Here is a 23077-nt window from a genome sequence, read left to right as displayed (position 1 = left end):
TGGATGAAACCAAGCGCATCGGATGAAACGCGGAGAAGTCGTGTGAAGGCTGATGGACCCGGTCACGCGGCGACTTGCGCGCATGCTATCGGGTCCGGCAAAATGATCGTCGAGAAGAGCCCCCCATCGCTAGAACCCCGGGGAGAACGAATGCTGACGGGAACCTGCCACTGTGGCGCAACCCACTGGACGCTGGAAGGCGATCCCGGCCCGGTGACCGCCTGCAACTGCACGCTTTGCCGCCGCTATGGGACGCTCTGGGCCTATGATTATGACAATGAGCGCATTCGCGTCTCGGGGCCGACGGCCAGCTATACGCGCGCCGGAAAAGACAGGCCGTCGCTCGAGATCCTGTTCTGTCCGACCTGCGCGTGCGTCCTGGCCTGGCGCGGCTTGCACGCCAGCGATTCTGGCCGAACACGCATCGCCGTCAACGTCAGGCTGGCGCCGCCGGAGGCCGTCGCCGACTTGCCGATCGACCATTTCGATGGCCTCGACTCTTTCGACGATCTGCCACGCGATGGCCGTTGCGTACGCGATATGTGGTTCTAGAAGATCGTTCGTGACACCTGGCGCTCGACAGCTGGAGACAAACCGTCGTCCCGATTCCCCGATACCTGTTCCCGTGGATGCTCGGTCGCAACGGCGGGTACAGGCGAAGGGTCCGGCAGCACCACAAGTTGCGGGACCTGCTTGTAGGAAAAGCCGCCCCTGATATCGCCCATCTTGCTGGCGACGATGCCCAGCGCCGCGTTTTCGAGATTGCGGTCATAGCGCGTCTCGGCGGCGGCCGGTGCCGCGATGACGGCTAAAACCGCCACGCCATACAGAAACATTTTCATTGTTGTTATCTCCCTGCCTGATCACGATCTAGCAGGGCGCCGTTGAAAAAAGGCCAAGGGACACGGTAAGCGAAACGCCAAACGGCAGCGTTAACAATGCATTACGAAACCAAGCCGGCAAATTGGTTCAAGCTGTTCAGGTCTTGATTCAGGCGCGCTGGGCGCGGGCGGCCTGACCGAGGGCCGTGAAAACGGTGCCAACGATGCCGGCGGCGTCGAGGCCGGCGTCGGCATACATCTTCTCCGGTTTGGCGTGGTCGGCGAACACGTCGGGCAGAACCAGCGGGCGTACCTTCAGGCCGCTCTCCAGCAACCCTTCGTGGGCGAGGAACTGCAGCACGTGGCTGGCAAAGCCGCCGATCGCGCCCTCCTCCACTGTCACCAGGACCTCGTGCGAACGGGCTAGCCGCCGGATCAGATCCCGGTCGAGCGGCTTGGCGAAGCGGGCATCGGCAACCGTGGTGGATAGCCCGGCAGCGCCGAGTTCCTCGGCGGCGGCAAGGCAATCTTGCAGCCTTGTACCGAAGGACAGCAGCGCCACCTTCCCGCCTTCCCGGACGATGCGGCCCTTGCCGATCTCGAGAACCGAGCCCCGCTCGGGCATGTCGACGCCGACGCCGTTGCCGCGCGGATAGCGGAAGGCGATCGGGCCTTCGTCATAGCTGGCGGCGGTGCGCACCATGTGGCGCAGTTCCGCTTCGTCGGCCGCCGCCATGACGACAAATCCGGGCAGGCTTGCCAGGAAGGTGGTGTCGAACGCGCCGCAATGGGTGGCACCGTCGGCGCCGACGAAGCCGGCACGATCGATAGGAAAACGCACCGGCAGTTTCTGGATCGCGACGTCGTGGACGACCTGATCGTAGGCGCGCTGCAGGAAGGTCGAATAAATCGCCGCGAACGGCTTGTAGCCCTCGGTCGCCAGGCCGGCGGCGAAGGTCACCGCATGCTGCTCGGCGATGCCGACATCGAAGGTCCTTGACGGGAACACCTCGCCGAACAGGTCGAGGCCGGTGCCGCTCGGCATGGCGGCGGTGACGGCGACGATGCGGTCGTCCTCGTGGGCTTCCCTGATCAGGCTTTCGGCAAACACCTTGGTATATGCCGGTGCATTGGCCGGCGCCTTGGCCTGCGCACCGGTGATGACGTCGAATTTGTTGACGCCGTGGTATTTGTCGGCGGCCGCTTCCGCCGGCGCATAGCCCTTGCCCTTCTGGGTAACGACATGGATCAGCACCGGGCCCTTGCCGTTGTCGCGGACGTTTTTCAGGACCGGGATCAGGTGCTCCAGATTGTGACCGTCGATGGGGCCGATGTGATAGAAGCCGAGTTCCTCGAACAACGTGCCGCCGGTGACGTAGCCGCGCGCGTGCTCCACCGCCCTGGTGATGGCTCGATCGGCCCGTTTGCCGAGATATGAGGTCAGCTTCTTGCCGAAATCGCGCAAGCCGATATAGGCCTTGCCGGAAGCCAGGCGCGCCAGATAGGCGCTCATGGCGCCGGTCGGCGGGGCGATCGACATGTCGTTGTCGTTGAGGATGACGATGAGACGGGCATCGAGCGCGCCGGCATTGTTCATCGCTTCATAGGCCATGCCGGCCGACATGGCGCCGTCGCCGATGACGGAAATGACATTGTTGCGGCCGCCCGAGAGGTCGCGGGCGGCGGCCATGCCGAGACCCGCCGATATCGATGTCGAGGAGTGAGCGGCGCCGAACGGGTCGTATTCGCTCTCGGCCCGGCGGGTGAAGCCCGACAAGCCGCCTTCCTGGCGCAAAGTGCGGATGCGGTCGCGGCGTCCGGTCAGTATCTTGTGCGGATAGGCCTGGTGGCCGACATCCCAGATCAGCCGGTCATCGGGGGTGTTGAAGACATAATGCAGCGCCACCGTCAGTTCGACCACGCCAAGGCCGGCACCGAGATGGCCGCCGGTGCGGGACACGGCGTCGACCAGTTCGGCGCGAAGCTCGGTTGCCAGTTGCGGCAATTCGCTCTCGGCCAGCGTGCGCAGGTCGGCCGGGACGCGGACCTTGTCGAGAAGCGGCGTATGCGGCGTTGCGTTCACGTTGAGCCCAGACTTTCTGTTCATCGGCGGGATAGGCCGCCGGCCGGCGAAAGTAAATGCGTGTCGGTGACGCTGGCGGTCCGCCTGTCTGCGATCCGCTCAGCCTTCCGGCAGCGGAATGAATTCTTTCTCATCGCCAGGAACGATATCGAAGCGGCCGGTCTTCCATTCCTGCTTTGCCTGCTCGATGCGCTCCTTGGACGAGGAGACGAAATTCCACCATATGTAGCGCTGCGAACCGAGCGAAGCGCCGCCGAACAGCATGAAATGCGCACCGGCCGGCGATGATATGACGATCTCGTCGCCGGGCCGGAACACCAGCAGCCGCTCCGCCGGAAAGACGTCGCCCGAGATCGAAACCTCGCCCTCCAACGTGTAGATGGCGCGCTCTTCCGCATCGGCCGGGATCTTGACACTGGCACCAGGCGCCAGCCGCAAATCGGCGTAAAGCGTTTCGGAATCGGCCCGCACCGGAGATCGCAACCCTTGGAAATCGCCGATGACGACGCGCCCGCTGACGCCTTCGGCATCGATTTCGGGAAGGCGAAGGGCCGCTGTGTTCTCGAACACCGGCGCCACCTCTTCCTTGCCGTCCGGCAGCGCCAGCCAGGTCTGCAGGCCGGAGATGGACATCGGCGCGCCGCGCAATTCCTGCGGCGTGCGCTCGGAGTGGACGATGCCGCGGCCCGCCGTCATCAGGTTCACGTCGCCGGGCTCGATCACCATTTCGGTGCCGAGCGAATCGCGGTGCCTGATCTTGCCGTCGAACAGATAGGTCACCGTCGACAGGCCGATATGCGGGTGCGGACGCACATCGAGCGTCTGGCCGGCGCGCATGATGGCCGGCCCCATACGGTCGAAAAAGATGAACGGGCCGACCAGCCTTCTCTTGGCGGTCGGTAAAGCGCGGCGCACCTCGAAGCCGCCAATATCCTTGGCGTTGGGGATGACCATCAATTCGATCTGCTCGCTGGCGAAAGCGTCGCCGGCCTCAGGGTCTTTCCCCGGGAAGAAACTCATGAACCCTCCTTGTCAGCGCTTGGTGGCCGCCTCAGCCCCATCAGGCAAAGCGGATCGCTGCTTTTGCACGCAGTCTAGCCGCCACCTCTTCGCGATTGCGCGGATGCTGGCTGGTTTCGAGCGAATCGAGCAGCTCACGTGCCGCCGCGGCGACAGCTTCGACCGCATGATCGAAGGCATGCTGGTTCTTGGCAGAAGGCCGCGTCGTACCACTCAGCTTGCGGACAAACTGGAGTGCCGCGTCGCGGACTTCGTCATTGGTTGCCGGCGGATCAAAATTGAACAGGGTCTTGATGTTTCTGCACATCGCTTCCGTATCTCCTCTTGTCCGTTTCAATCGGGACGAACTGTATCCTCAATCACGATCGTGTCCAAAAATCGGTAGGCCGCTCCAGGCCTCAGTCCGCGTCGAGCGGCTCGGTTCCAACCGGCTTGCCGTCGCGCGACAGGCGGATCTTCTCGACCTTGTCCTCGGCGGCCTTCAGCAACCGGTCGCAATGCGCTTTCAGCGCCTCGCCGCGCTCGTAGATCCGGATAGACTGGTCGAGCGGGACGTCGCCACGCTCCAGATCATCGACGATCTTTTCCAGTGCGTCGAGTGCCTGTTCGAAGCTCATCGCCTTGACGTCTTCGTTGATCTCACCAGTCATCGTTCATCCTTTCATCAGTCGCCCGACATGGGCGGCGACTGAAAATGCCAATCCCTGCAGATCGTAGCCGCCCTCGAGCAGGCTGACGAGCCGGTTACCGCCATGGCGTGCGGCGCGCTGCATCAACTGGCCGGTCGCCCAGTCGAAATCGTCCTCGGTCAGATTGATCTCGGCCAGCGGATCGCGGTGGTGTGCGTCGAAGCCGGCCGAAATGATGATCAGGTCGGGCGCGAAATTATCGATCGACGGCAGCACGCGCGACAGGAAGGCGTCGCGAAACACCTCGCTGCCGGTCTGCGGCGCCAGCGGCGCGTTGACGATGTTGCCGGCCCCGGTCTCGTTCTTCGCGCCGGTGCCGGGGTAGAGCGGCATCTGGTGCGTCGAGCAATAGAGCACCGACGGATCGTCCCAGAAAATATCCTGAGTGCCGTTGCCGTGATGCACGTCCCAGTCGACGACGGCGACGCGCTCCGCGCCATGCTTCTTCTGCGCATGGCGGGCGGCGATCGCCGCCGTGTTGAAGAAGCAGAAACCCATTGCCGTGGTCTTTTCGGCGTGGTGGCCGGGCGGGCGGGCGGCGACGAAGACATTGTCGGCGCGGCCCGCGAAGACGTCGTCGACCGCGGCATTGGCAGCACCGATCGCCGTCATCACCGCCTGCCAGCTCTTCGGGCTGGCGGTGGTATCGGCATCGATGCGGGCGATGCCTTCGTCGGGAATGGCGCCCCGGACACGCGCGACGAAATCAGCGGGATGCGCGTAGAGGATGGTCGCCTCGTCACCTTGCGGCGCATTGGCTCGGTCAAGCGCGGCAAAGGCTTCGTCGTCGAGCACCCGTTCGATGGCGCGCAGGCGATCAGGCCGCTCGGGGTGACCGGGAGGGGTGATGTGTTCGAGAAAGATCGGGTGCGTGTAGAGACGGGTGACCATGTCCCTTATCTAGTGCCCCGGCGCCGCGATGACCATGCGCCGCCGCTTGATCGCTGGGGAAAATGACGCCTGCGTCCATTCGCGTCGCTGCGGGGATTGGCGGCGCCGGTGCTTCGGCGTAAGGTCGCCGCACTGTCAGGTGCCCGCCGGTCTGTTTGTTGTCGCGTCCTGCGACGCCAAGTGATTCCACTTGGCTGCAAATGTTCTGGCGGGAGAATCGGGAACACGGTTTGATTCCGTGGCGTGCCCAACGCTGTGAGGGGGACCGCGCCGGTAAATGCCACTGTCGACGACGGGAAGGCACCGGAGGCGGGTTGATCCCAAGCCAGAAGACCGGCCTGGCAGGCATTGTAATCCGCATGGTCAGGCGGATGATATCGATCGCAATCGCAAGGGGACACGCGATGCCGGAAGCCATGACCGCTCCTGTGGGCGATGGATTTGACCAGGGCGCACGTGACGCGGTCTACCGCGCCATGTTCACGCGGCGCGACGTGCGCAGCCATTTTACACCGGAGGCGATCGACGATGCGGTGCTGGCGCGGCTGCTGCTTGCCGCCCATCACGCGCCTTCGGTCGGTTTCATGCAGCCATGGAATTTCATCGTCATCCGCGATGCCGCGCGACGGGCGGAGGTGCGCGATCTCTTCCTCGCGGCGCGCGAACAGGAACTGCCTGAAATCGACGCGGAAAGGCAGGCGCTCTACCGCAAGCTCAAGCTCGAAGGCATCTGCGAAAGTGCGCTCAACATCTGCATTACCTGCGACCGGGAGCGCTCGAAAGGCTCGCCGCTGGGACGCTGGCACAATCCCGAGATGGATCTCTACAGCACTGTCTGCGCGGTGCAGAATTTCTGGCTGGCGGCACGGGCCGAAGGCATCGGCGTCGGCTGGGTCAGCATCATCGAGCCACGAGCGCTGAAAGGGCTGCTGGCCATTCCAGACCACGTAACGCCGATCGCCTATCTTTGCGTCGGCCGTGTGTCGGAGTTCGCGCCGAAACCCGACCTCGAGACGCATGGCTGGGGCCGGCGGCTGCCGCTGCCCGACCTGATCATGAGCGAGACGTTTTGCGGCCAGGGGGAGACACCGCTCAAATCGACGATAGCCCGCCTCAACACCGTCGCCGGTTCGCTGGCGAGCCCCGCCGATCAGCGCGTCGCGCCGGCGGTGCCCCAGCGTGAGCCACCGAAAGACGCCAACGCCTTGTCCTTGAGTTCCCGGAACTTCGACGAAGCTTCGGTCAGCCGGGTGTCCCAGGCGGGGTCGGGCACCTGGCCCTCGATGGTCTTGAAATAGACCTGCATCAGGCAGGCGATGGCGAAAGGTTCGATGAACGCCGCCTTGAAGGCCCAGGCGAAGACGATGGCCAGAACGAAGGCCCAGCCGGCGAGTTGCCCGGGCATGGCGTAAAGAACAGCGGCTGCCGGGGCCAGCATCAGCAGGAAGATGACGAAAGAGACCCCCCACATGATGACCGCCAGCCAGACGGCGTTCTTGACCATGGTCTTGCCGTTCTGGGCGTAGAGCACGACGCCTTGCCGTGCGGTCTCGAACGGCGAGGACGAGCCTATGCGGATGTTGTAGCCGAGGATGATCTCGTCGACATAGGTCAGCGACAGGCGGATCACCGTGTTGATGAAAGAGACCAGGCCGCTGAGGCCGGGAATAGGCAGGAAGGCCGCGATGCCACCGAGCAGGCCGGTGATGGCGCGGATGGCGCCCTTGACCAGCTGATCGACGACGAAAAGGACATTCGCCTCGGCAAAACGCTCGGTCACAACCTCTTTTGCGTAGGCGATCTGGTTCTGGCCGGCTGGAACGTCATGACCGTCGATCAGATGCACCATGACGGCGATGTGACCTGCCTTGACGACGTAGAGGATGTATTCGCGGACCCAGTAGACGGCGATCGAGACGAGCCCGAAACCGACCACGCCGCCCCACAAGGCAAACGACAGCGGCCCTTCCGGATCGGTCGAGATATGGCCGACGCCATAGCCGACGGAGGCGCCGGTGCCGGTGGCCATGATATAGGCCAGCGTGATGCCGAAATAGACGATCATGCGAAAGACAATGAAGGGCCAGGTCCGCATCATGATGGACACCGACCTGCCGATATCGAAATCCCACATGCCCGACTCTCCCCTCAGAGATGGTTGCGGAGGATGCGCTCAAACCGGCTATTGTCAATTGCAGGATGGCGGGAACGCCAGGGCGCCCGAACGGATTCTGGCTTCAGGTGTCATCGCATTGGTCACCGTGTTGCTCGCCCAGCGAGCCCTCGCGACCCGTGGATGCGAGCGGGAAGGAATGCAAGGTGGCAATCCCGGCCGGTGACAGCCAGGGTTTGTCGAGCTCAAATAATCTCGGTCTTGGCGATGTGAATACCAAACCCTTCGAGCCCGACATAATGCCGCTCGCGCGAGGCGATCAGGTTGATCGAGGAAATGCCGAGATCCTTCAGGATCTGGGCGCCGAGGCCGATCTCGCGCCATTCGCTTTCGCGCCGGCGCGCCTCTTCGTGATCCTCGCGGTCGCCTGACACAGGCCGGTTGCGCTCCTGGTGGGCGACGCCGACCGAGCCCTCTCGCAGATAGACGATGACGCCGCGCTTGCGCTCGCCCATCGCCTTCATGATGCCGTCGAGCCGGTGGCTGGTGCCGAACACATCGGTCACGACGTCTTCCGAATGCAGCCGAACCGGCACCTCCTCTCCGTCGCGGATGTCGCCGAAGACGACGGCGACGTGATGCATCGTGTCCCAGGGCAGCGTGTAGGTGAAGACCTGCGCCTTGCCGCCCAGCGTCTCGATGTCGGAGCAGGCGACACGCTCGACCAGCGTTTCCTTGCGCTGCCGATAGGCGATGAGGTCGGCAACGGATACCTGCTTCAGACCATGCTCCTCGGCGAACGCCGCGACTTGCGGCCCGCGCTTCACGGTGCCGTCGTCATTGACCAGTTCCGAGATGACGCCGATCGGCGGCAGCCCGGCGAGTTTGCAGAGGTCAACGGCGGCCTCGGTGTGCCCCGAGCGCATCAAGACGCCGCCTTCGCGCGCGATGAGCGGGAAGATGTGGCCGGGGCGGACAAAATCGGAGGCGCCGACATTGCCGTTGGCAAGATTGCGCACGGTCAGCGTGCGGTCGTCGGCCGAAATGCCTGTCGTCGTGCCATGCTTGAAATCGACACTGACGGTAAAGGCGGTGGTGTGGGCCGAATCATTGTCGGCGACCATCGGCTGCAGATTGAGCCGCTTGGCTTCCTCGCGGGGCATTGGCGTGCAGACGATGCCCGAGGTGTTGCGCACGATGAAGGCCATCTTCTCGGGCGTGCAGTGGACGGCGGCAACGATCAGGTCGCCCTCGTTCTCGCGCCCGTCATCGTCCATGACGACGACGATCTCGCCGCGCTCGAAGGCACGGATGGCTTCGACGATCTTCTTCTGGTCGTAAGGCATGGCAATGCTCGCTTCGCTCGCAGGACATAGGGACTAGGCAGTAAAGACAGTAGGGGAAACGCAGAAGCTGTGTCGGGCGGACAGGCTGGCCTACTGCCTACTGCCCATCCCCTTCCCTGTCTGTCCTCGATGCCGCAGATAGTGGTCGGCGATGGCGCAGGCGACCATCGCTTCGCCGATCGGTACGGCGCGGATGCCGACGCAGGGGTCGTGGCGCCCCTTGGTCATCACTTCCACGTCGTTGCCATCCTTGTCGATCGATTTGCGCGGCGTCAGGATCGACGAGGTCGGCTTGACGGCGAAACGTGCGACGATCGCCTGGCCGGTCGAGATGCCGCCCAGGATGCCGCCGGCATTGTTGGACAGGAACACCGGCTTGCCGTCATTGCCCATGCGCATCTCGTCGGCGTTCTGTTCGCCGGTGATGCGGGCGGCCTCGAAACCATTGCCGATCTCGACGCCCTTGACGGCGTTGATCGACATCAGGCCCGAGGCAATGTCCTGGTCGAGCTTGGCATAGATCGGCGCGCCGAGGCCGGGAGGCACACCGTCGGCGATGATCTCTATCACCGCCCCGACCGAGGAGCCGGCCTTGCGGATGCCGTCGAGATACTGCGTGAAGACGGGAACGGAAGCCGGATCGGGGGTGAAGAACGGATTCTCGGCGTCGCCGACGAAATTCCAGTTCCAGTTGGCGCGGTCGATCGACTTTTCGCCCATCGACACCAGCGCGCCCCGCACCACCATGCCCGGCACCACCTTGCGGGCAAGTGCGCCGGCGGCCACCCTGGCCGCCGTCTCGCGCGCCGAGGAGCGGCCGCCGCCGCGATAGTCGCGTATGCCGTATTTGACGTCATAGGTGTAGTCGGCATGGCCCGGCCGGAATTGGCGGGCGATCTCGCCATAGTCTTTCGAGCGCTGGTCGACATTCTCGATCAACATCGACACCGGCGTGCCGGTGGTGATCATCGTCGCGCCGTCCTCGTCGAGGACGAAGCCCGAGAGGATATTCACCTCGTCCGGTTCACGGCGCTGGGTGACGAAGCGCGACTGGCCCGGGCGGCGCTTGTCGAGTTCGGCCTGGATTTCATCGCGCGTGAAGCGGATCCCCGGCGGACAACCGTCGACCACGCAGCCGAGCGCCGCGCCGTGGCTCTCGCCCCAGGTGGTGACGCGGAAAAGATGGCCAAACGTGTTGTGAGACATGTAAAGTGCCCTACCCGGCAAAGAAACCGGCTGAAGCCAGCCTTCTATTGGCGTTTTCCACAGTGGTCAAACTGTGATCTGGCGGATTTAGTTTTGACACATTCGGTTGGTTTCTGCTCTGCTCCATCCGCCGTTGAGGATCCGCCGCCATCCAAGCCGGCGCAATGACCAAAGAGGACGATAATGCGTATCCTGATCGGCGCTGTTGCCGCCACGCTGCTGCTCTCCACTGCCGCCTTTGCCGGCCAGACCGAAGGCCTGATCAAGAAGATCGACAAGGACGCGCTGACACTGACGCTGGACGATGGCAAATCCTACAAGCTGAACGCCGAGACCGATCTTGACGCACTGAAGCCAGGCATGGACATCGTCATCGCCTATGATGTGTCCAATGGCGAGAACGTCGTCACCGATATGCAGTTGCCTGGCGACAGCGACACAAACTGAGTCAGGAATTGGCTGAATCAGGAATTGGCTGAATCAGGAACTGGCCGTCACCAGGCGGCCTAAAGCCACTTCAGGCTCTTGCCTTCAAGCTTGAGCACGCGATCGTGCGGTATCTCCAGGTTCGCGGCCTCGTCCTCGGGCATATCAAGCACGAAGCGAAACAGGGTGCGCATGACGCCGCCATGCGTGACACAGATCGTCCTGCGGTCGATCTCGTCGAAACAAGGCTTCACCCGTTCGAGCAGCATCTGGTAGCTTTCCGCACCGTCGCCGGGCGGCTGAAAGTTCCATTTGTCCCGTGCGCGGGACCGGCTCGTCCCGGGAGACCGCGCCTCGAGCTCGGCGAAGGTATAACCCTGCCAATCACCGAAATTGACTTCAACGAGTCTGATATCGGTTCGGTAGGCGGGCGGATCGAGCTTCATGGCGGCGCGGATTCGTTCCATCGTTTCGCGCGTCCGTCTCATTGGACTGGCGACGAAGTCGAATTCCTCGGGGTCGCCGACGAGTTCGGCCAGCCGATGTCCGTTACCGGTCGCCTGTTCGCGTCCGAGAGCATTGAGATCGGTATCGGCCTGGCCCTGAAGCCGGAACTCGGCGTTCCACGCCGTCTGGCCGTGGCGCACGATATAAACCAGCGGATACATCAGCTCTCCGGAGATCGGGCCAGGGCCTGGACGGAGGATAGGCGGAGAACTAATCCTTGACCGTCGAAATATCAGGCGCGTCGACCGCCTTCATGCCGACGACGTGATAGCCGGAATCGACATGGTGCACCTCACCAGTGACGCCACGCGACAGGTCGGACAGGAAATAGACGCCGGAATCACCGACTTCTTCCTGCGTGACCGTCTGTTTCAGGGGCGAATTGTATTCGTTCCACTTCAGGATGTAGCGGAAATCGCCGATGCCGGAGGCGGCAAGCGTCTTGATGGGGCCGGCGGAAATCGCGTTGACGCGGATCTTCTTGGCGCCGAGGTCAACCGCGAGATAACGAACGCTGGCCTCGAGTGCCGCCTTGGCGACGCCCATGACGTTATAGTGCGGCATCACCTTTTCGGCGCCGTAATAGGTCAGCGTCAGCAGCGAACCGCCCTCGGTCATCAGCGCTTCGGCGCGCTTGGCGATGGTGGTGAAGGAATAGACCGAGATGTCCATGGTGCGCAGGAAATTGTCGCGCGTCGTCTCGACATAGCGGCCGGTCAGCTCGTCCTTGTCGGAAAACGCGATGGCATGGACGAGGAAATCGAGCTTGCCCCAATGATTGGCGACATTGGTGAAAACCTCGTCCAGGCTCGCCGGATCGGTGACGTCGCAATGGCCGGCGACAAAGGCGCCCAGTTCCACCGCCAGCGGCTCGACCCGTTTCTTGAAGGCTTCGCCCTGATAGGTCAGTGCGATCTCGGCGCCGTGGTCGACGCAGGCCTTGGCAATGCCATAAGCAATCGACCTGTTGTTGGCGATGCCAAGAATAAGGCCGCGCTTGCCGGCCATTAGGCCCTGTTCACCCGCCATGTCAGCGCTCTCCGCAAGGTTTCTGCTTTGTGGAGTGCCTATCGCACAGGCACACAGCCCCTTCAAGCGTTCAAACCGGACAGTTCGGGGGACAAAAGCGGTCGATCAGCCTTTTTGGCCGCGCAACAGCGATTCGAGCGCGCTGTCACCACCCTCCGGCAGCATGATGCGCACATGGGCATAGAGATCACCATGGCCGCCGGCCTTTTCCGGCAAGCCCCTGCCCTTGAGTCGCAGGACCTTGTCCGAACTCGACCAGGCAGGCACGTTGACGGCGAGCCTGCCGGTCGGAGTCTCAACCGGGACCTTGGCGCCCAGCACCGCATCCGCCAGCGAAACCGGCAGATCGGCGTGCAGGTCGCGCCCCTCGATGCGGTAGCGCGGATGCCGGCGGATGTGGATCTTGACCAGTGCGTCGCCGGGTTGGCCCGGCCCCTGCTCACCCTGACCTTTCAACCGGATGGTCTGGCCGTCCTCGACATAGGCCGGCAGCTTGACCGCCACCTTGCGACCATCCGGGAACATCGCCGTCACCTTTTCGGCGTTCGCGGCTTCCTCGATGGTGATGTCGAGTGTCACATTGAGATCAGCCGATGCCGCCGGCTGGCGGCGGTCGCCCTGGCCCGGGCCGCGCGCGCCGGCGAAGGCGTCGCCGAAAATCTGGCTGAAGATGTCGCTGTTGCCGTCGAACGGATCGCCACTGGGGCGGCCAGAGCGGAACTCGAATCGCGAGCCGCCGGCCCCCTGCTGCTGACGGCGAAACCCGGCAAAGGGGTCGCCACCGCCGGCCGCACCTTCAAAACCCTGGAAACGCGGCTTGCCGTCGGCGTCGATCTCGCCACGGTCGAAAGCGGCACGGCTCTTCTCGTCGCCGATAACCTCATAGGCCTGATTGGCCGCGGCAAAACGGTCCTTCGCCTTCGGATCATTCGGATTCTGGTCCGGATGATGCTTCTTGGCGAGTTTCCGGTACGCCGATTTTATGTCCTTGGCCGATGCGTTCTTTGCAACGCCCAGCACCTCATACGGGTCGCGCATGCGTTCTGCCCTGGAATAGGAGTGAGTCCATACTTGCCCCCTATATGCGCTCGCATAGGAAGAAATTCCAGTAGCGGACCGTCATATCAAAGGCGGAAATTCAGAGCGCCTTGAAGCCCTGCATGTGCCAGCCGCCGGCGCTGGCAAGGCAGAGCTCGCCCTCGAACATGGCAACGCCGTCGAAGCTCTCGCGCGAAGCCTTGAAGCGGCGGCACGTCTGGCCGCTGTCCTTCAACTCCGCCAGTTCGGTGATGGAACCGCGCGACCCGGTGCCGGCATTCGCCCAGGGCACTGCCTGGCCACCGAGTTGCTCGATGTCGGCGGAGGACACCGCATTGCCGATCGTCGTCTGGTCGGAGTCGCGATCGGAATCGGCCGGCTTGGCCGGAGCCAACGTGCTGCTGGTCAGGATCGAGCGGTCGACTTCGGCTTTCTCAAGACTGAAACCACCCGCACCGCAGCCGGCAAGCGGCAGGACGATTGACACGATCGCGGCTTTCGCGCTGGCTGAAGCGATAACGCCCCATTGCCTGCTGTCAAAAGCTTGCGCGATACGCGACAATCGGCAACCTCCCTGATCTCGTGACAATTTGAGAAAAACTATGAGTGACACAGAGTTAACAACCGGTGACTTTACCGAGGCCGCCGAGCCGTTTCGTCTTTTTGCCGCATGGCTGGACGACGCGACCAAGAGCGAAATCAACGACGCCAACGGCGTGGCGCTGGCGACCGTCGATGCCGAAGGCATGCCGGACGTACGGATGGTGCTGCTCAAGGGATTCGATGAAAGCGGCTTTGTGTTCTACACGAATTTCGAGAGCGCCAAGGGCCAGGAGATTTTAGGCAGCATGAAGGCGGCGATGTGTTTCCACTGGAAATCGCTGCGCCGGCAGGTGCGCGTGCGCGGTCCCGTGGAGATCGTCACCGAAGCCGAGGCCGATGCCTATTACGCGACGCGGCCGCGCGGCAGCCGCATCGGCGCCTGGGCCTCGAAGCAATCGCGACCGCTGGAAAGCCGCTTCGCTCTGGAAAAGGCGGTCGCCGAATACACGGCGCGTTATGCCATCGGTGAAATCCCGCGACCCAAGCACTGGTCGGGCTTCCGCATCGTGCCGAAGACGATCGAATTCTGGCAGGACAGGCCGTTCCGGCTGCATGACCGGATGGTCTTTTCGCGCAACGCCAAAGGCGGCTGGGACAAGACCAGGCTTTATCCCTGAAAAGGGACCTCAGCCCTTTTTCTGGTCATGAACGCGGTCAGCGCGGCGCGCGCCTCATCGGATTTCAGCCGCTCGCGGAAATGCTCGCTTTCCGCCCCGATGCGGGTGACGAGGTCGTCGCGCGAGCCGCGCATGAGATCGCGCGCGATCTTCAGCGCCTGCGGCGGCTTGGCGGCGATCTGGCCGGCGGCAGCCAGCACCGAAGCCTCCAGCGCGCCTTCCTCGACCACTTCGTATATCAGTCCGGCGGCCTTCGCGCGCTCGGCCGAAAAACCCTCGCCGAGGCCGAGCAGCGCGAAAGCGCCCTGCTGGCCCAGGATGCGCGGCGCCAAAAGGCTTGAGCCCGCCTCGGGCACAAGGCCGAGATCGACGAAAGGCGTGCGGAACACGGTGCGTGGCGTGGCGAAGGTCAGGTCGCAATGCAGGTTGATCGTGGTGCCGATGCCGACCGCGATGCCGTCGACGCCCGAGACAATGGGCTTTTCGACCCGGGCCAACGCCATCAGGAAATCCCAGACCTCCGTGCCGCCATCGCCCCCGGTGGCCACCACCATGAAGTCGGCAAGGTCGTTGCCGGAGGAGAAGGCGCCGGGGACGCCGAGCAAGACATGAACGCGGACCGCCGGATCGGCGTCGCCTTCGGCAAAGGCCGTCGACATCTTCGCATACATGGCGCGCGTCAGCGCGTTCTTCTTGTCCGGGCGGTTCATGCGAATGATCTGGATGGCGCCCTGGCGCTCGACGAGGATGTGGTCCGTCACGGTCTTTTCCTTGTGAATATCAGGCAGAAATCAGTGCCTTGCCGGCAGCGGCCAGGCTTTCGGCGCCGTCGATGACACGCTCCTTCAAAGCGCTGACTTCGCCAAGCAGGTTTTCGGCGAAGAAGCGGCAAAGCGCGATGCGGCCCTGGTCGGCAAGAGCGGCCCGCGCCAGATAGGCACCGCCGGCAGCGAGCGAAATCAGCCGCAGATAAGGCGTCGCACCCGCGAGCGCCTCTTCCGTCCGGCCGTCAGCCGACAGCTTTTGCAGGAATCGCGTCGCCTGCGTCAGATCGCCAAGTGCCGCGTCGAGAGCATCCGCAGTGCGGCCGAAACCTTGCAGGTTTGAGGTACGCACGGCGTTCGTGACCGCGACGAGTTCGTCGATGAAACCATGAATGTGCCCACCGCCGCCAAGCGGCAGCTTGCGCGTCACCAGATCGATCGCCTGGACGCCGTTGGTGCCTTCATAGATCGGCGCGATGCGCGCATCGCGGTAGAGAGCCGCCGCGCCCGTTTCCTCGATGAATCCCATGCCGCCATGCACCTGGACACCGAGCGAGGCGACTTCCACGCCGACATCGGTCGAAAAGGCCTTGGCCAACGGCGTCAGCAGATTGGCACGGTCGCGCCAATGCGCCGCCTCGTCGCCGCCCGAGACCCGTGCCATGTCGATGGCGTGGGCACAGGAATAGCTGATCGCCCGTGCCGTTTGCGTCAGCGCCTTCATCGTCAGCAAGTTACGCTGCACGTCGGGGTGATGGACGATCGGCGCCATGCCGGCGCCACCGAAGCTCGCCGCCTTGCCCTGACGCCGGTCATTGGCATAGGCGATCGCCTTCTGGGTCGCGGCTTCCGCGACCGCGACGCCCTGCATGCCCACGGCGAGGCGCGCATTGTTCATCATGGTGAACATGCAGGCGAGGCCCTTGTTCTCCTCGCCGATCAGCCAGCCGATCGCACCCGGCTGGGCGCCCTGAAAACCGTCGCCATAGATCATGGTGCAGGTCGGCGAGGCATGAATGCCGAGCTTGTGCTCGAGGCCGGAACAGAAGACATCGTTGCGGGCGCCGATCGAGCCGTCGTCGCCAACCAGGAACTTCGGCACCAGGAACAGCGAAATGCCGCGCGTTCCGGCCGGTGCATCGGGCAGCCGCGCCAGCACCAGATGGACGATGTTGTCGGTGAAATCATGCTCACCATAGGTGATGAAAATCTTCTGGCCGAAGATGCGGTAGGTGCCGTCGCCGGCGGGCTCGGCGCGGCTGCGCAAGGCAGCGAGGTCCGATCCGGCCTGCGGCTCGGTCAGGTTCATCGTGCCCATCCACTCGCCGGACACGAGTTTCGCGAGATATTTGGCCTTGAGCTGCTCCGAGGCGTGCTTGTCCAGCGCTTCGACCGCGCCCATAGTCAGCGTCGGCCCGATGCCGAAGGCCATGGCAGCCGAGTTCCACATTTCGAGCGCGGCGACGCTGAGCATGGTCGGCAACGCCTGGCCGCCGTAGTCTTCGGGACCGGAGAGCGCATTCCAGCCACCGTCGATCCAGCGGCGGTAAAGCTCCTTCCACCCAGGCGGCGTGGTGACGACAGCATCCTTCAGCACGGCACCTTGCTCGTCGCCGATCTTGTAAAGCGGCGCCACCTCCTCGGTGGCGAAACGGCCCGCCTCGCCAAGGACGGCGTCGACCAGATCCTCGCCCAGATCGCCGAACGCACCGGCATCAAGAGCGGATTTCATGCCGGCCACGTGCTTCAGGGTAAACGCGATATCCTCAACCGGTGCCCGATACATGCCGCTCGATCCTCCTGATGCATCGGCCTCGCAGACCCTAGAGCCAGGACCGCCGCAAAACCATCCGCCTTTGGGCGGTCTCCCATCTTCTTTTTACGTAAACGTCAAATTTTGTCACGGATTTTGCAATCGCGCCGGGCTGGACTAAATTCGACCAATGCCGGATCAATTGACCGGCAACAGAAAACCCGCCGACCGGAACATTATCATGCTTGCCAGACCTGACGCCTATCGCTGTATCGAATGTGGCTTACCCTACCGGGCAGCCGGGTTTTCCTACTATCACGGCGACTTGGCAAACGGCGCCGCCTACTGGTCGGATCGCGGCATATTGTGCTCGCCGCAGTGCTCTCTGGCGCATCATCGCAAGCGCGCCGCCGAAGGGACGCTCCGCCAAGAGCCCGCGCCTGACCCATTTGAATTCCAGCCGTTCAGCCGGCGGTAACCTCCCCGGTGCCCGACCCCGGAGAAGTAAATCCTTAACCATAGCGGTTCAGGATTTGCCTTTGACCAACGGGGATTCCCTGTTTGAAAAGGACGGCGTGTTTCCTTCGCCGCACAGCGCTTCCCGCTTTCGCGGCGACCGTGGCGCTGGCGATGGCGGCAAAAGCTTCGGACTTCTCCCAGCCATGGAAGAACGCCGACCGCGCGCTCGTCGTTGACGCCTACGAATACAATTCGATCGACTGGGCGCAACTCGCCACGGACAAGCGCGTCGTCGCCTTCATCAACAAGGCCTCCGACGGCATGCCGCCGCCCTATTTCTGTTTCGGCGGCGACACCGACGTGAAGCTCTGCAAGGCACTGTGGAAGCGCCATGCGGTGACGCGCGAGCTGTTCCAGACACGCAGGGTCGTGGCCAAGGCGCTCGGCATGAAATGGGGCGCCTATCATCTCGCCCGTCCCGGCAATCCGGTCGAGCAGGCCAACAATTTCCTCGATTTCGCCGATCCCGCGCCGGACGATCTCATGGCTCTCGACATCGAGGGCATCGATCCCTCGCAATGGATGTCGCTCGACGATGCAGAGGAATTCGTGCGCCAGGTGCATCGGCGCGCCGGGCGGTTCCCGGTGCTCTATACCAATGGCAAGACCGCCCAGTACATCGCCGACAATCGTTACAAGTACCGGCTCCTGTCGCGTCTGCCGCTTTGGTATGCACGCTACAAGCCTGACATCGACGTGCATTTTCCGATGGGCAACTGGCGGGGATATGCGCTTTGGCAGTTCTCGGCGCAGGCCAATTGCGGCCGTCTCCGTTGCCCCTACAGGGTTGCCGGCACGCCCATCGATATCGACGTCAACGTCGCGCCGGCGGATGGCACCACGCTGCGCCAGCAATGGCCCTTTGGCGGGCTGATCGACGTGCCGCCCGATTATCTAGCCAGCGTGCCGGTGCCGCTCTCGCGGGAAGCCGCGCTGGCCGGCAAGGCGACCATCATCTATGCCGATGTGGCGACGCCGCCGACATTCGAGGAAATGGTTGCGGTGCTGGGTTCGCGCTGGTCAAGATTCCGCGACGGGTTCCGCATGCCTGTCGTGAAGACGGTGCCGCGACGGCCGAGCTTCGGCATTGTCCAGTATGTTGCCTGGAAGCAGGCCGGACAGCGCTCGCCCGCGCAACTCGAAGCCGCTTTCGAGGCGGCCGCCGACCCGCTGAGCACGGCTTCGACGGAACTCGATCGCGGCCAGCGGTAGCGCCGCTGGTCGTAGCTTCAGCCTGCCTTCTCGCGCGCCACGGCCTGCCAGCCGATGTCGCGACGGCAGAATCCGTCCGGCCAATCGATGCGGTCGAGCGCGGCATAGGCCCGCGCCTGCGCCTCCGCGACCGTGGCGCCGGTCGCCGTGACGTTGAGCACGCGGCCGCCATTGGCAACCAGCGCACCACCATTGATGGCGGTACCGGCATGGAAAATCTGGACGCCTTCGCCCGCGGCGTTCTCGACGCCGCGGATGACGGAGCCTTTTTCCGGCGTGCCGGGATAGCCCCTGGCCGCCATGACCACTGTCAGCGCTGCCTCATCGCGCCAGCGCACCGACATATGCGCGAGCTGGCCGTCTGTCGCGGCATTGAGCAGCACCAGCAGATCGTCCTTCAGCCGCATCATCAGCACCTGGCACTCAGGATCGCCGAAGCGGGTGTTGTATTCGATCAGCTTCGGCCCGTTATCCGTGATCATCAGGCCGGCGAAGAGAATACCGGCGAAAGGCGCGCCTGATGCCGCCATGCCGCGCATGGTCGGCTCGATGATCTCACGCATGGTGCGCTCGACCATCTCCGGCGTCATCACAGGGGCTGGCGAATAGGCGCCCATGCCGCCGGTGTTGGGGCCGACGTCGCCATCGCCGACGCGCTTGTGATCCTGCGCGGTGCCGAAAGGAAGTGCCGTCGTGCCGTCGCAGAGGCAGAAGAAACTCGCCTCCTCGCCGGTCATGAATTCCTCGATCACCACCTCCGCGCCGGCGGCGCCGAAAGACCCCTCGAAGCAGGAAGCGAGTGCCGCCCGTGCCTCAGCCATCGTCATGGCGACGGTGACGCCCTTGCCGGCGGCGAGCCCATCGGCCTTGATGACGATCGGCGCGCCCATCTTCTCGACATAGGCCTGGGCGGAGGCCAGATCGTCGAAACGGCCATAGGCGGCGGTCGGGATGTTGTAGCGGGCGCAGAGGTCCTTGGTAAAACCCTTCGAGCCTTCCAGCCGGGCGGCGGCCTTCGAAGGCCCGAAGACGCGGATGTTTTCGGCGCGCAGGTCATCGGCAATGCCGGCGACGAGCGGTCCTTCCGGGCCGACCACCACGAGGTCGATTTCCTTATCCCGGCAGAACGCGGCGACGGCGGCATGATCGGTGATATCAAGCTTCACCAGTTCGGCCTCGCTGCCGATACCCGGATTGCCGGGCGCCGCGTAGAGCTTGGTCAGCAGCGGCGAAGCGGCGATCTTCCAGGCCAGCGCATGTTCGCGGCCGCCGGAGCCGAGAAGAAGAACGTTCATGGCCACCTCTTGATGCCGATAGAGAGAACAACCCGCTATTGCTCTCTGGACGACGGGTCAAGGCATCAGGGTGGATTGATGGGAATTGCGCACGGGAACGTTATCCCAGCCGAATACGGCATCGACCACGGGCGCCCTATTCCGGCTCTCGTTCAGCCGTGGTGGACGATCGGGAACCAATCCTCGCGCAGCTTCTGCCCCGGCTGCATGCCATGGCCATGGTAGGGCGGCGAGGTGCGGCCCGGCCGCTCGACATAATGGGCATCGTCGCCGACCCAGCGCAGCGACAGCGCCCAGCGCCGTGCCGCGGTCATATTGCCGCGCGCGCCATGCGCGGTGCGAAAATCGAACAGGATGGCGTCGCCCGGCTCCATCTCCCATTCGATAACTTTCATCGACGGATCGTTGTCGGGATCCGGCACCGGACGATAATCGCCCTCGGCGGCGTAAAAATTGCCGTCGTCCAGCCAGCGTACCGGCAGGATCATCTTGTCCCATTTGTGGGAGCCGGCGATCAGGCGCAGCGTCGCCTCCTTCACCGGATCGATAGGGATCCAGAAGCTCACCGTCTGCTGGCCGTCGACAAAATAATAGGGAATGTCCTGGTGCCACGGCGTCGGCTTCTGGGTCCCAGGTTCCTTGACGAGGACGTGGTCGTGGAAGAACTGCGCGGTGCGCGACCGCATCACCGCGGCTGCCAACCGGGCCGCAGGCGATTCGCGCACCACCTTGACGAATTCGGGGATGCGCTCCCAGTTGCAGTAATCGTCGAAGAAACTGCCGCGGCCATTGGCGATGTCGGACGCCGTGGCGCTGCGGTTCTGAATGTTGCGCTCGATGCCGGCGGCGATCGTATCGACCCACCCCTTGAAGGCGCCGCGGATGCAGACCGCGCCGTCGCGCTGGTAGTCGGCGATTGTCTGCGCATCGATCAGGTCCCTGTCGATTGCTGGGGTAGCAGTTTGGGAAGCCATGGCGTCCTCCTTTCAGGATCGAGGCACTATCGCGCTCCCTATTCATTCAGTAAAATAATAACTTATCATCTGACACATAGATTTTTGCTATGAGCCTGACCCTCACGCAACTGCGTTATCTTGTTGCCGTCGCCCGCCACGGCAGCGTCACCGGCGCCGCCAGGGCGCTGAATATTTCTCAGCCATCGATCTCGGTGGCTATCGACGCAATCGAAAAGGATCTCAGGCAAAAGCTCTTTGTGCGCCAACGCGGAAGCGGGGTTTCACTGACGTCCTTCGGCCGTGTCGTGGTGGCCAAGGCAAAACAGGTTCTTGCCGAGACGGACGAACTCCTGGGCCTGGGGAAGGTCAATTCAGCTGTCGGCGGCGAACTGGTGCTCGGCTGCTTCGAGGATCTGGCGCCCTATTTCGCGCCGGGCCTTCTGCGCGCTTTCTCGGAAAGCCATCCAGCGGTCGCCGTCATCGTCCGCGACGAGACGTTCGAGACGCTCGGGCGACGCCTGGCGGACGCCGCCGTCGATCTCGGCCTCAGCTACGATCTCGGCCTGCCGTCGCATTTCGCCCGCGTCCTGCTGCACGAGCTGCGGCCGCATGCGCTCTTGCCGGCGGGCCATGCGCTGGCGGACCGTCCCGAGGTCAGCCTGGCGGATCTGGCCGCCTACACGCTGATCACGACCGACCAGCCGCACAGCTGGCAGCATATGCTCGACCTGTTCCGCGGCCGTGGCCTGTCGCCCGCCGCCGACATTCGCACAAGCTCGTTCGAACTCCAGCGCAGCATGGTGGCGAACGGCTTCGGCGTCGCGGTCAGCTATACACGGCCGCATGGAGACCACAGCTATGACGGCCTGCGCCTCGTCTGTAAACCGCTGTCGGATCCGCTGCCGATGCAACGCATCATCCTCACCCACGATACGCATCAGCGCGTATCGAATGCGGCGCTGGCTTTCATCGAGGTGGCGAAAGTCTGGTTTTCCACGCGCGACATCTTCACCTCCTGACGGTTTGACGGGCGTTGCTCGTCCGCTTGCCGCTTGACGGGTTCCGCCGCTGCTGCCACTCCATGCCAATGGAACCTGTCCAGTCGAAAGCGGCCCAGGGCCGCGTCGCCGATGCGCCGAACGGCCATTGGGTATACCGGGTGCTGCCGCGCGCGATCTGGCCCTATGCGCAGCTTGCGCGGTGGGACAGGCCGATCGGCTGGCAGTTGCTTTTGTGGCCGTGCTGGTGGTCGGCCGCGCTCGCCGCGAGCGCCTATCCCAGGCCTGGCGATCCGTTGCTTTCGCTGCTGCCGGCGCCCTTGTACCTGGTGCTGTTCCTGATCGGCGCCATCGCCATGCGCGGTGCCGGCTGCACCTTTAACGACATTGTCGACCAGGACATCGACAACCAGGTCGAGCGCACGCGCTCGCGCCCGCTGCCGTCCGGCCAGACCACGCGCCGGCGGGCCTGGCTGTTTCTTGTGCTGCAGGCTTTGGTCGGTCTGGCGGTGCTGTTGCAGTTCAATAGCTTCGCCATTCTACTGGGCATCTGCTCGCTGGCGATCGTGGCCGTCTATCCATTCATGAAGCGGATAACCAACTGGCCGCAACTGTTTCTCGGCCTTGCCTTTTCCTGGGGCGCGCTGATGGGATGGGCGGTCGAGTTCGGTGATCTCGATGGTCCCGCCATCATGCTCTATATCGGTTCGATCCTGTGGGTGATCGGCTACGACACGATCTATGCACACCAGGACAAGGAGGACGACGCCATTGTCGGCGTGCATTCGACGGCACGGTTGTTCGGTGACAACACCAAGGCGTGGCTGGCCGGGCTCTATGGCGGTACGCTGGTCTGCTTCGCCATCGCCTTCGCCTCGGCGCAGGCCCCGGTGGTGGCGCTCGCCGGACTGATCGCCGCCGGCGCCCATATGGCCCGGCAGATCGCGGTTCTCGATATCGACAATCCGGACCAGTGCCTGCGGCTGTTCCGGTCGAACAACCAGGTCGGCTGGCTGATCTTCCTCGGCTTGATCGGCGGCGCGCTTTGGGTGGCGCTGAAGCCGCTGGTATAGCGGCCCTTCTCTCCGTCACTATACCGCCCCTCATCGCCCTGCCGGGCACTTCTCCCCGTAAGTGCCGGGGAGAAGGAGGCTGTCATTGATGGTTTCGCCAATCGCCAGTGTGCGAAGC

At 63.7% G+C, this 23077-nt stretch carries 24 protein-coding genes, 1 pseudogene and 1 riboswitch; of the genes and pseudogenes, 8 read left to right on the top strand and 17 right to left on the bottom strand.

Annotation, left to right across the window (positions count from 1 at the left end):
• Positions 1–150: 150 nt before the first annotated feature.
• On the top strand, positions 151–552 hold the full coding sequence (locus LB556_RS17885; RefSeq protein ID WP_224569044.1) for a GFA family protein: 402 nt from the start codon (positions 151–153) through the stop codon (positions 550–552).
• Here the strand turns inward: LB556_RS17885 and LB556_RS17880 are convergent.
• The 6 genes from LB556_RS17880 to LB556_RS17855 form a co-directional block, all read right to left on the bottom strand.
• Positions 549–842, bottom strand: a complete 294-nt coding sequence (locus tag LB556_RS17880) for a hypothetical protein (protein ID WP_224569043.1) — start codon at positions 840–842, stop codon at positions 549–551. The two genes, LB556_RS17885 and LB556_RS17880, sit on opposite strands and share 4 nt — an antisense overlap.
• A 148-nt stretch (positions 843–990) precedes the next feature.
• Entirely contained in the window at positions 991–2928 is a 1938-nt protein-coding gene (gene dxs, locus LB556_RS17875) for a 1-deoxy-D-xylulose-5-phosphate synthase (RefSeq protein ID WP_224569042.1), read from the bottom strand.
• A gap of 75 nt (positions 2929–3003) precedes the next feature.
• A complete protein-coding gene (locus LB556_RS17870) occupies positions 3004–3924 on the bottom strand; it encodes a pirin family protein (RefSeq protein WP_224569041.1) in 921 nt (306 codons plus the stop codon).
• 40 nt (positions 3925–3964) lie between these two features.
• Positions 3965–4231 carry a DUF2277 domain-containing protein gene (locus LB556_RS17865; RefSeq protein ID WP_224569040.1) on the bottom strand — a complete coding sequence of 89 codons (267 nt, stop codon included), beginning with the start codon at positions 4229–4231 and terminating at the stop codon, positions 3965–3967.
• A 91-nt stretch (positions 4232–4322) separates the two neighbouring features.
• Positions 4323–4574 carry an exodeoxyribonuclease VII small subunit gene (locus tag LB556_RS17860; RefSeq protein WP_149904061.1) on the bottom strand — a complete coding sequence of 84 codons (252 nt, stop codon included), beginning with the start codon at positions 4572–4574 and terminating at the stop codon, positions 4323–4325.
• Between the two features lie 3 nt (positions 4575–4577).
• Entirely contained in the window at positions 4578–5504 is a 927-nt protein-coding gene (locus LB556_RS17855) for a histone deacetylase family protein (protein WP_224569039.1), read from the bottom strand.
• Positions 5505–5678: 174 nt separating this feature from the next.
• Positions 5679–5861: riboswitch (cobalamin riboswitch) on the top strand.
• A gap of 47 nt (positions 5862–5908) precedes the next feature.
• Here LB556_RS17855 and bluB point away from each other — a divergent pair.
• Positions 5909–6568: pseudogene (bluB, locus tag LB556_RS17850) on the top strand (5,6-dimethylbenzimidazole synthase); the annotation flags it as partial.
• An 86-nt stretch (positions 6569–6654) separates the two neighbouring features.
• Here the strand turns inward: bluB and LB556_RS17845 are convergent.
• The 3 genes from LB556_RS17845 to aroC form a co-directional block, all read right to left on the bottom strand.
• Complete coding sequence (locus LB556_RS17845; protein WP_224569038.1) at positions 6655–7638, bottom strand: hypothetical protein; 984 nt, start codon at positions 7636–7638, stop codon at positions 6655–6657.
• 224 nt (positions 7639–7862) lie between these two features.
• Complete coding sequence (gene ribB / locus LB556_RS17840; protein ID WP_224569037.1) at positions 7863–8963, bottom strand: 3,4-dihydroxy-2-butanone-4-phosphate synthase; 1101 nt, start codon at positions 8961–8963, stop codon at positions 7863–7865.
• 90 nt (positions 8964–9053) lie between these two features.
• Positions 9054–10169, bottom strand: coding sequence for a chorismate synthase (gene aroC, locus LB556_RS17835; RefSeq protein ID WP_224569036.1), 1116 nt, complete (start codon positions 10167–10169; stop codon positions 9054–9056).
• A 183-nt stretch (positions 10170–10352) separates the two neighbouring features.
• Here aroC and LB556_RS17830 point away from each other — a divergent pair, with 183 nt between their 5' ends.
• Positions 10353–10616, top strand: a complete 264-nt coding sequence (locus LB556_RS17830) for a DUF1344 domain-containing protein (RefSeq protein ID WP_224569035.1) — start codon at positions 10353–10355, stop codon at positions 10614–10616.
• Between the two features lie 59 nt (positions 10617–10675).
• On the opposite strand, the gene LB556_RS17825 is transcribed toward LB556_RS17830, so the two are convergent.
• The 4 genes from LB556_RS17825 to LB556_RS17810 form a co-directional block, all read right to left on the bottom strand.
• Positions 10676–11263, bottom strand: coding sequence for a histidine phosphatase family protein (locus LB556_RS17825; RefSeq protein WP_224569034.1), 588 nt, complete (start codon positions 11261–11263; stop codon positions 10676–10678).
• Between the two features lie 49 nt (positions 11264–11312).
• Positions 11313–12131 (bottom strand): enoyl-ACP reductase FabI, encoded by an 819-nt coding sequence (gene fabI / locus LB556_RS17820; protein ID WP_224569033.1) that lies wholly within the window; start codon positions 12129–12131, stop codon positions 11313–11315.
• A gap of 105 nt (positions 12132–12236) precedes the next feature.
• Complete coding sequence (locus LB556_RS17815) at positions 12237–13169, bottom strand: DnaJ C-terminal domain-containing protein (RefSeq protein ID WP_224569032.1); 933 nt, start codon at positions 13167–13169, stop codon at positions 12237–12239.
• 100 nt (positions 13170–13269) lie between these two features.
• Complete coding sequence (locus LB556_RS17810; protein WP_224569031.1) at positions 13270–13731, bottom strand: RT0821/Lpp0805 family surface protein; 462 nt, start codon at positions 13729–13731, stop codon at positions 13270–13272.
• A 40-nt stretch (positions 13732–13771) separates the two neighbouring features.
• On the opposite strand from LB556_RS17810, the gene pdxH reads away from it, so the two are divergent.
• Positions 13772–14389: a pyridoxamine 5'-phosphate oxidase gene (gene pdxH, locus LB556_RS17805; RefSeq protein WP_224569030.1), complete on the top strand. Its 618-nt coding sequence runs from the start codon at positions 13772–13774 to the stop codon at positions 14387–14389.
• Here the strand turns inward: pdxH and LB556_RS17800 are convergent.
• On the bottom strand, positions 14380–15150 hold the full coding sequence (locus tag LB556_RS17800; protein WP_224569029.1) for a crotonase/enoyl-CoA hydratase family protein: 771 nt from the start codon (positions 15148–15150) through the stop codon (positions 14380–14382). The genes pdxH and LB556_RS17800 overlap by 10 nt on opposite strands.
• Positions 15151–15169: 19 nt before the next feature.
• A complete protein-coding gene (locus LB556_RS17795) occupies positions 15170–16939 on the bottom strand; it encodes an acyl-CoA dehydrogenase (RefSeq protein ID WP_224569028.1) in 1770 nt (589 codons plus the stop codon).
• Between the two features lie 208 nt (positions 16940–17147).
• On the opposite strand from LB556_RS17795, the gene LB556_RS17790 reads away from it, so the two are divergent.
• Together LB556_RS17790 and LB556_RS17785 are read left to right on the top strand one after the other, a co-directional pair.
• On the top strand, positions 17148–17384 hold the full coding sequence (locus LB556_RS17790) for a hypothetical protein (RefSeq protein ID WP_224569097.1): 237 nt from the start codon (positions 17148–17150) through the stop codon (positions 17382–17384).
• A 152-nt stretch (positions 17385–17536) separates the two neighbouring features.
• The gene (locus tag LB556_RS17785; protein WP_224569027.1) at positions 17537–18637 is read left to right on the top strand and encodes a glycoside hydrolase family 25 protein; all 1101 of its coding nucleotides are present in this window, start codon (positions 17537–17539) and stop codon (positions 18635–18637) included.
• 17 nt (positions 18638–18654) lie between these two features.
• Here the strand turns inward: LB556_RS17785 and purD are convergent, their stop codons facing one another.
• Both purD and LB556_RS17775 read right to left on the bottom strand, forming a co-directional pair.
• Positions 18655–19932: a phosphoribosylamine--glycine ligase gene (purD, locus tag LB556_RS17780; protein ID WP_224569026.1), complete on the bottom strand. Its 1278-nt coding sequence runs from the start codon at positions 19930–19932 to the stop codon at positions 18655–18657.
• Between the two features lie 152 nt (positions 19933–20084).
• The gene (locus LB556_RS17775) at positions 20085–20906 is read right to left on the bottom strand and encodes a phytanoyl-CoA dioxygenase family protein (RefSeq protein WP_224569025.1); all 822 of its coding nucleotides are present in this window, start codon (positions 20904–20906) and stop codon (positions 20085–20087) included.
• An 89-nt stretch (positions 20907–20995) separates the two neighbouring features.
• Here LB556_RS17775 and LB556_RS17770 point away from each other — a divergent pair, with 89 nt between their 5' ends.
• Positions 20996–21907, top strand: a complete 912-nt coding sequence (locus tag LB556_RS17770; RefSeq protein ID WP_224569024.1) for a LysR family transcriptional regulator — start codon at positions 20996–20998, stop codon at positions 21905–21907.
• Positions 21908–21975: 68 nt separating this feature from the next.
• Positions 21976–22959: a 4-hydroxybenzoate octaprenyltransferase gene (gene ubiA, locus LB556_RS17765; protein WP_224569096.1), complete on the top strand. Its 984-nt coding sequence runs from the start codon at positions 21976–21978 to the stop codon at positions 22957–22959.
• Positions 22960–23077: the final 118 nt, after the last annotated feature.

This window comes from Mesorhizobium sp. ES1-4, assembly GCF_020164745.1.
In the GTDB taxonomy this organism is placed as follows: domain Bacteria; phylum Pseudomonadota; class Alphaproteobacteria; order Rhizobiales; family Rhizobiaceae; genus Mesorhizobium.
This window is presented reverse-complemented; position numbering and strand designations above follow the sequence as displayed.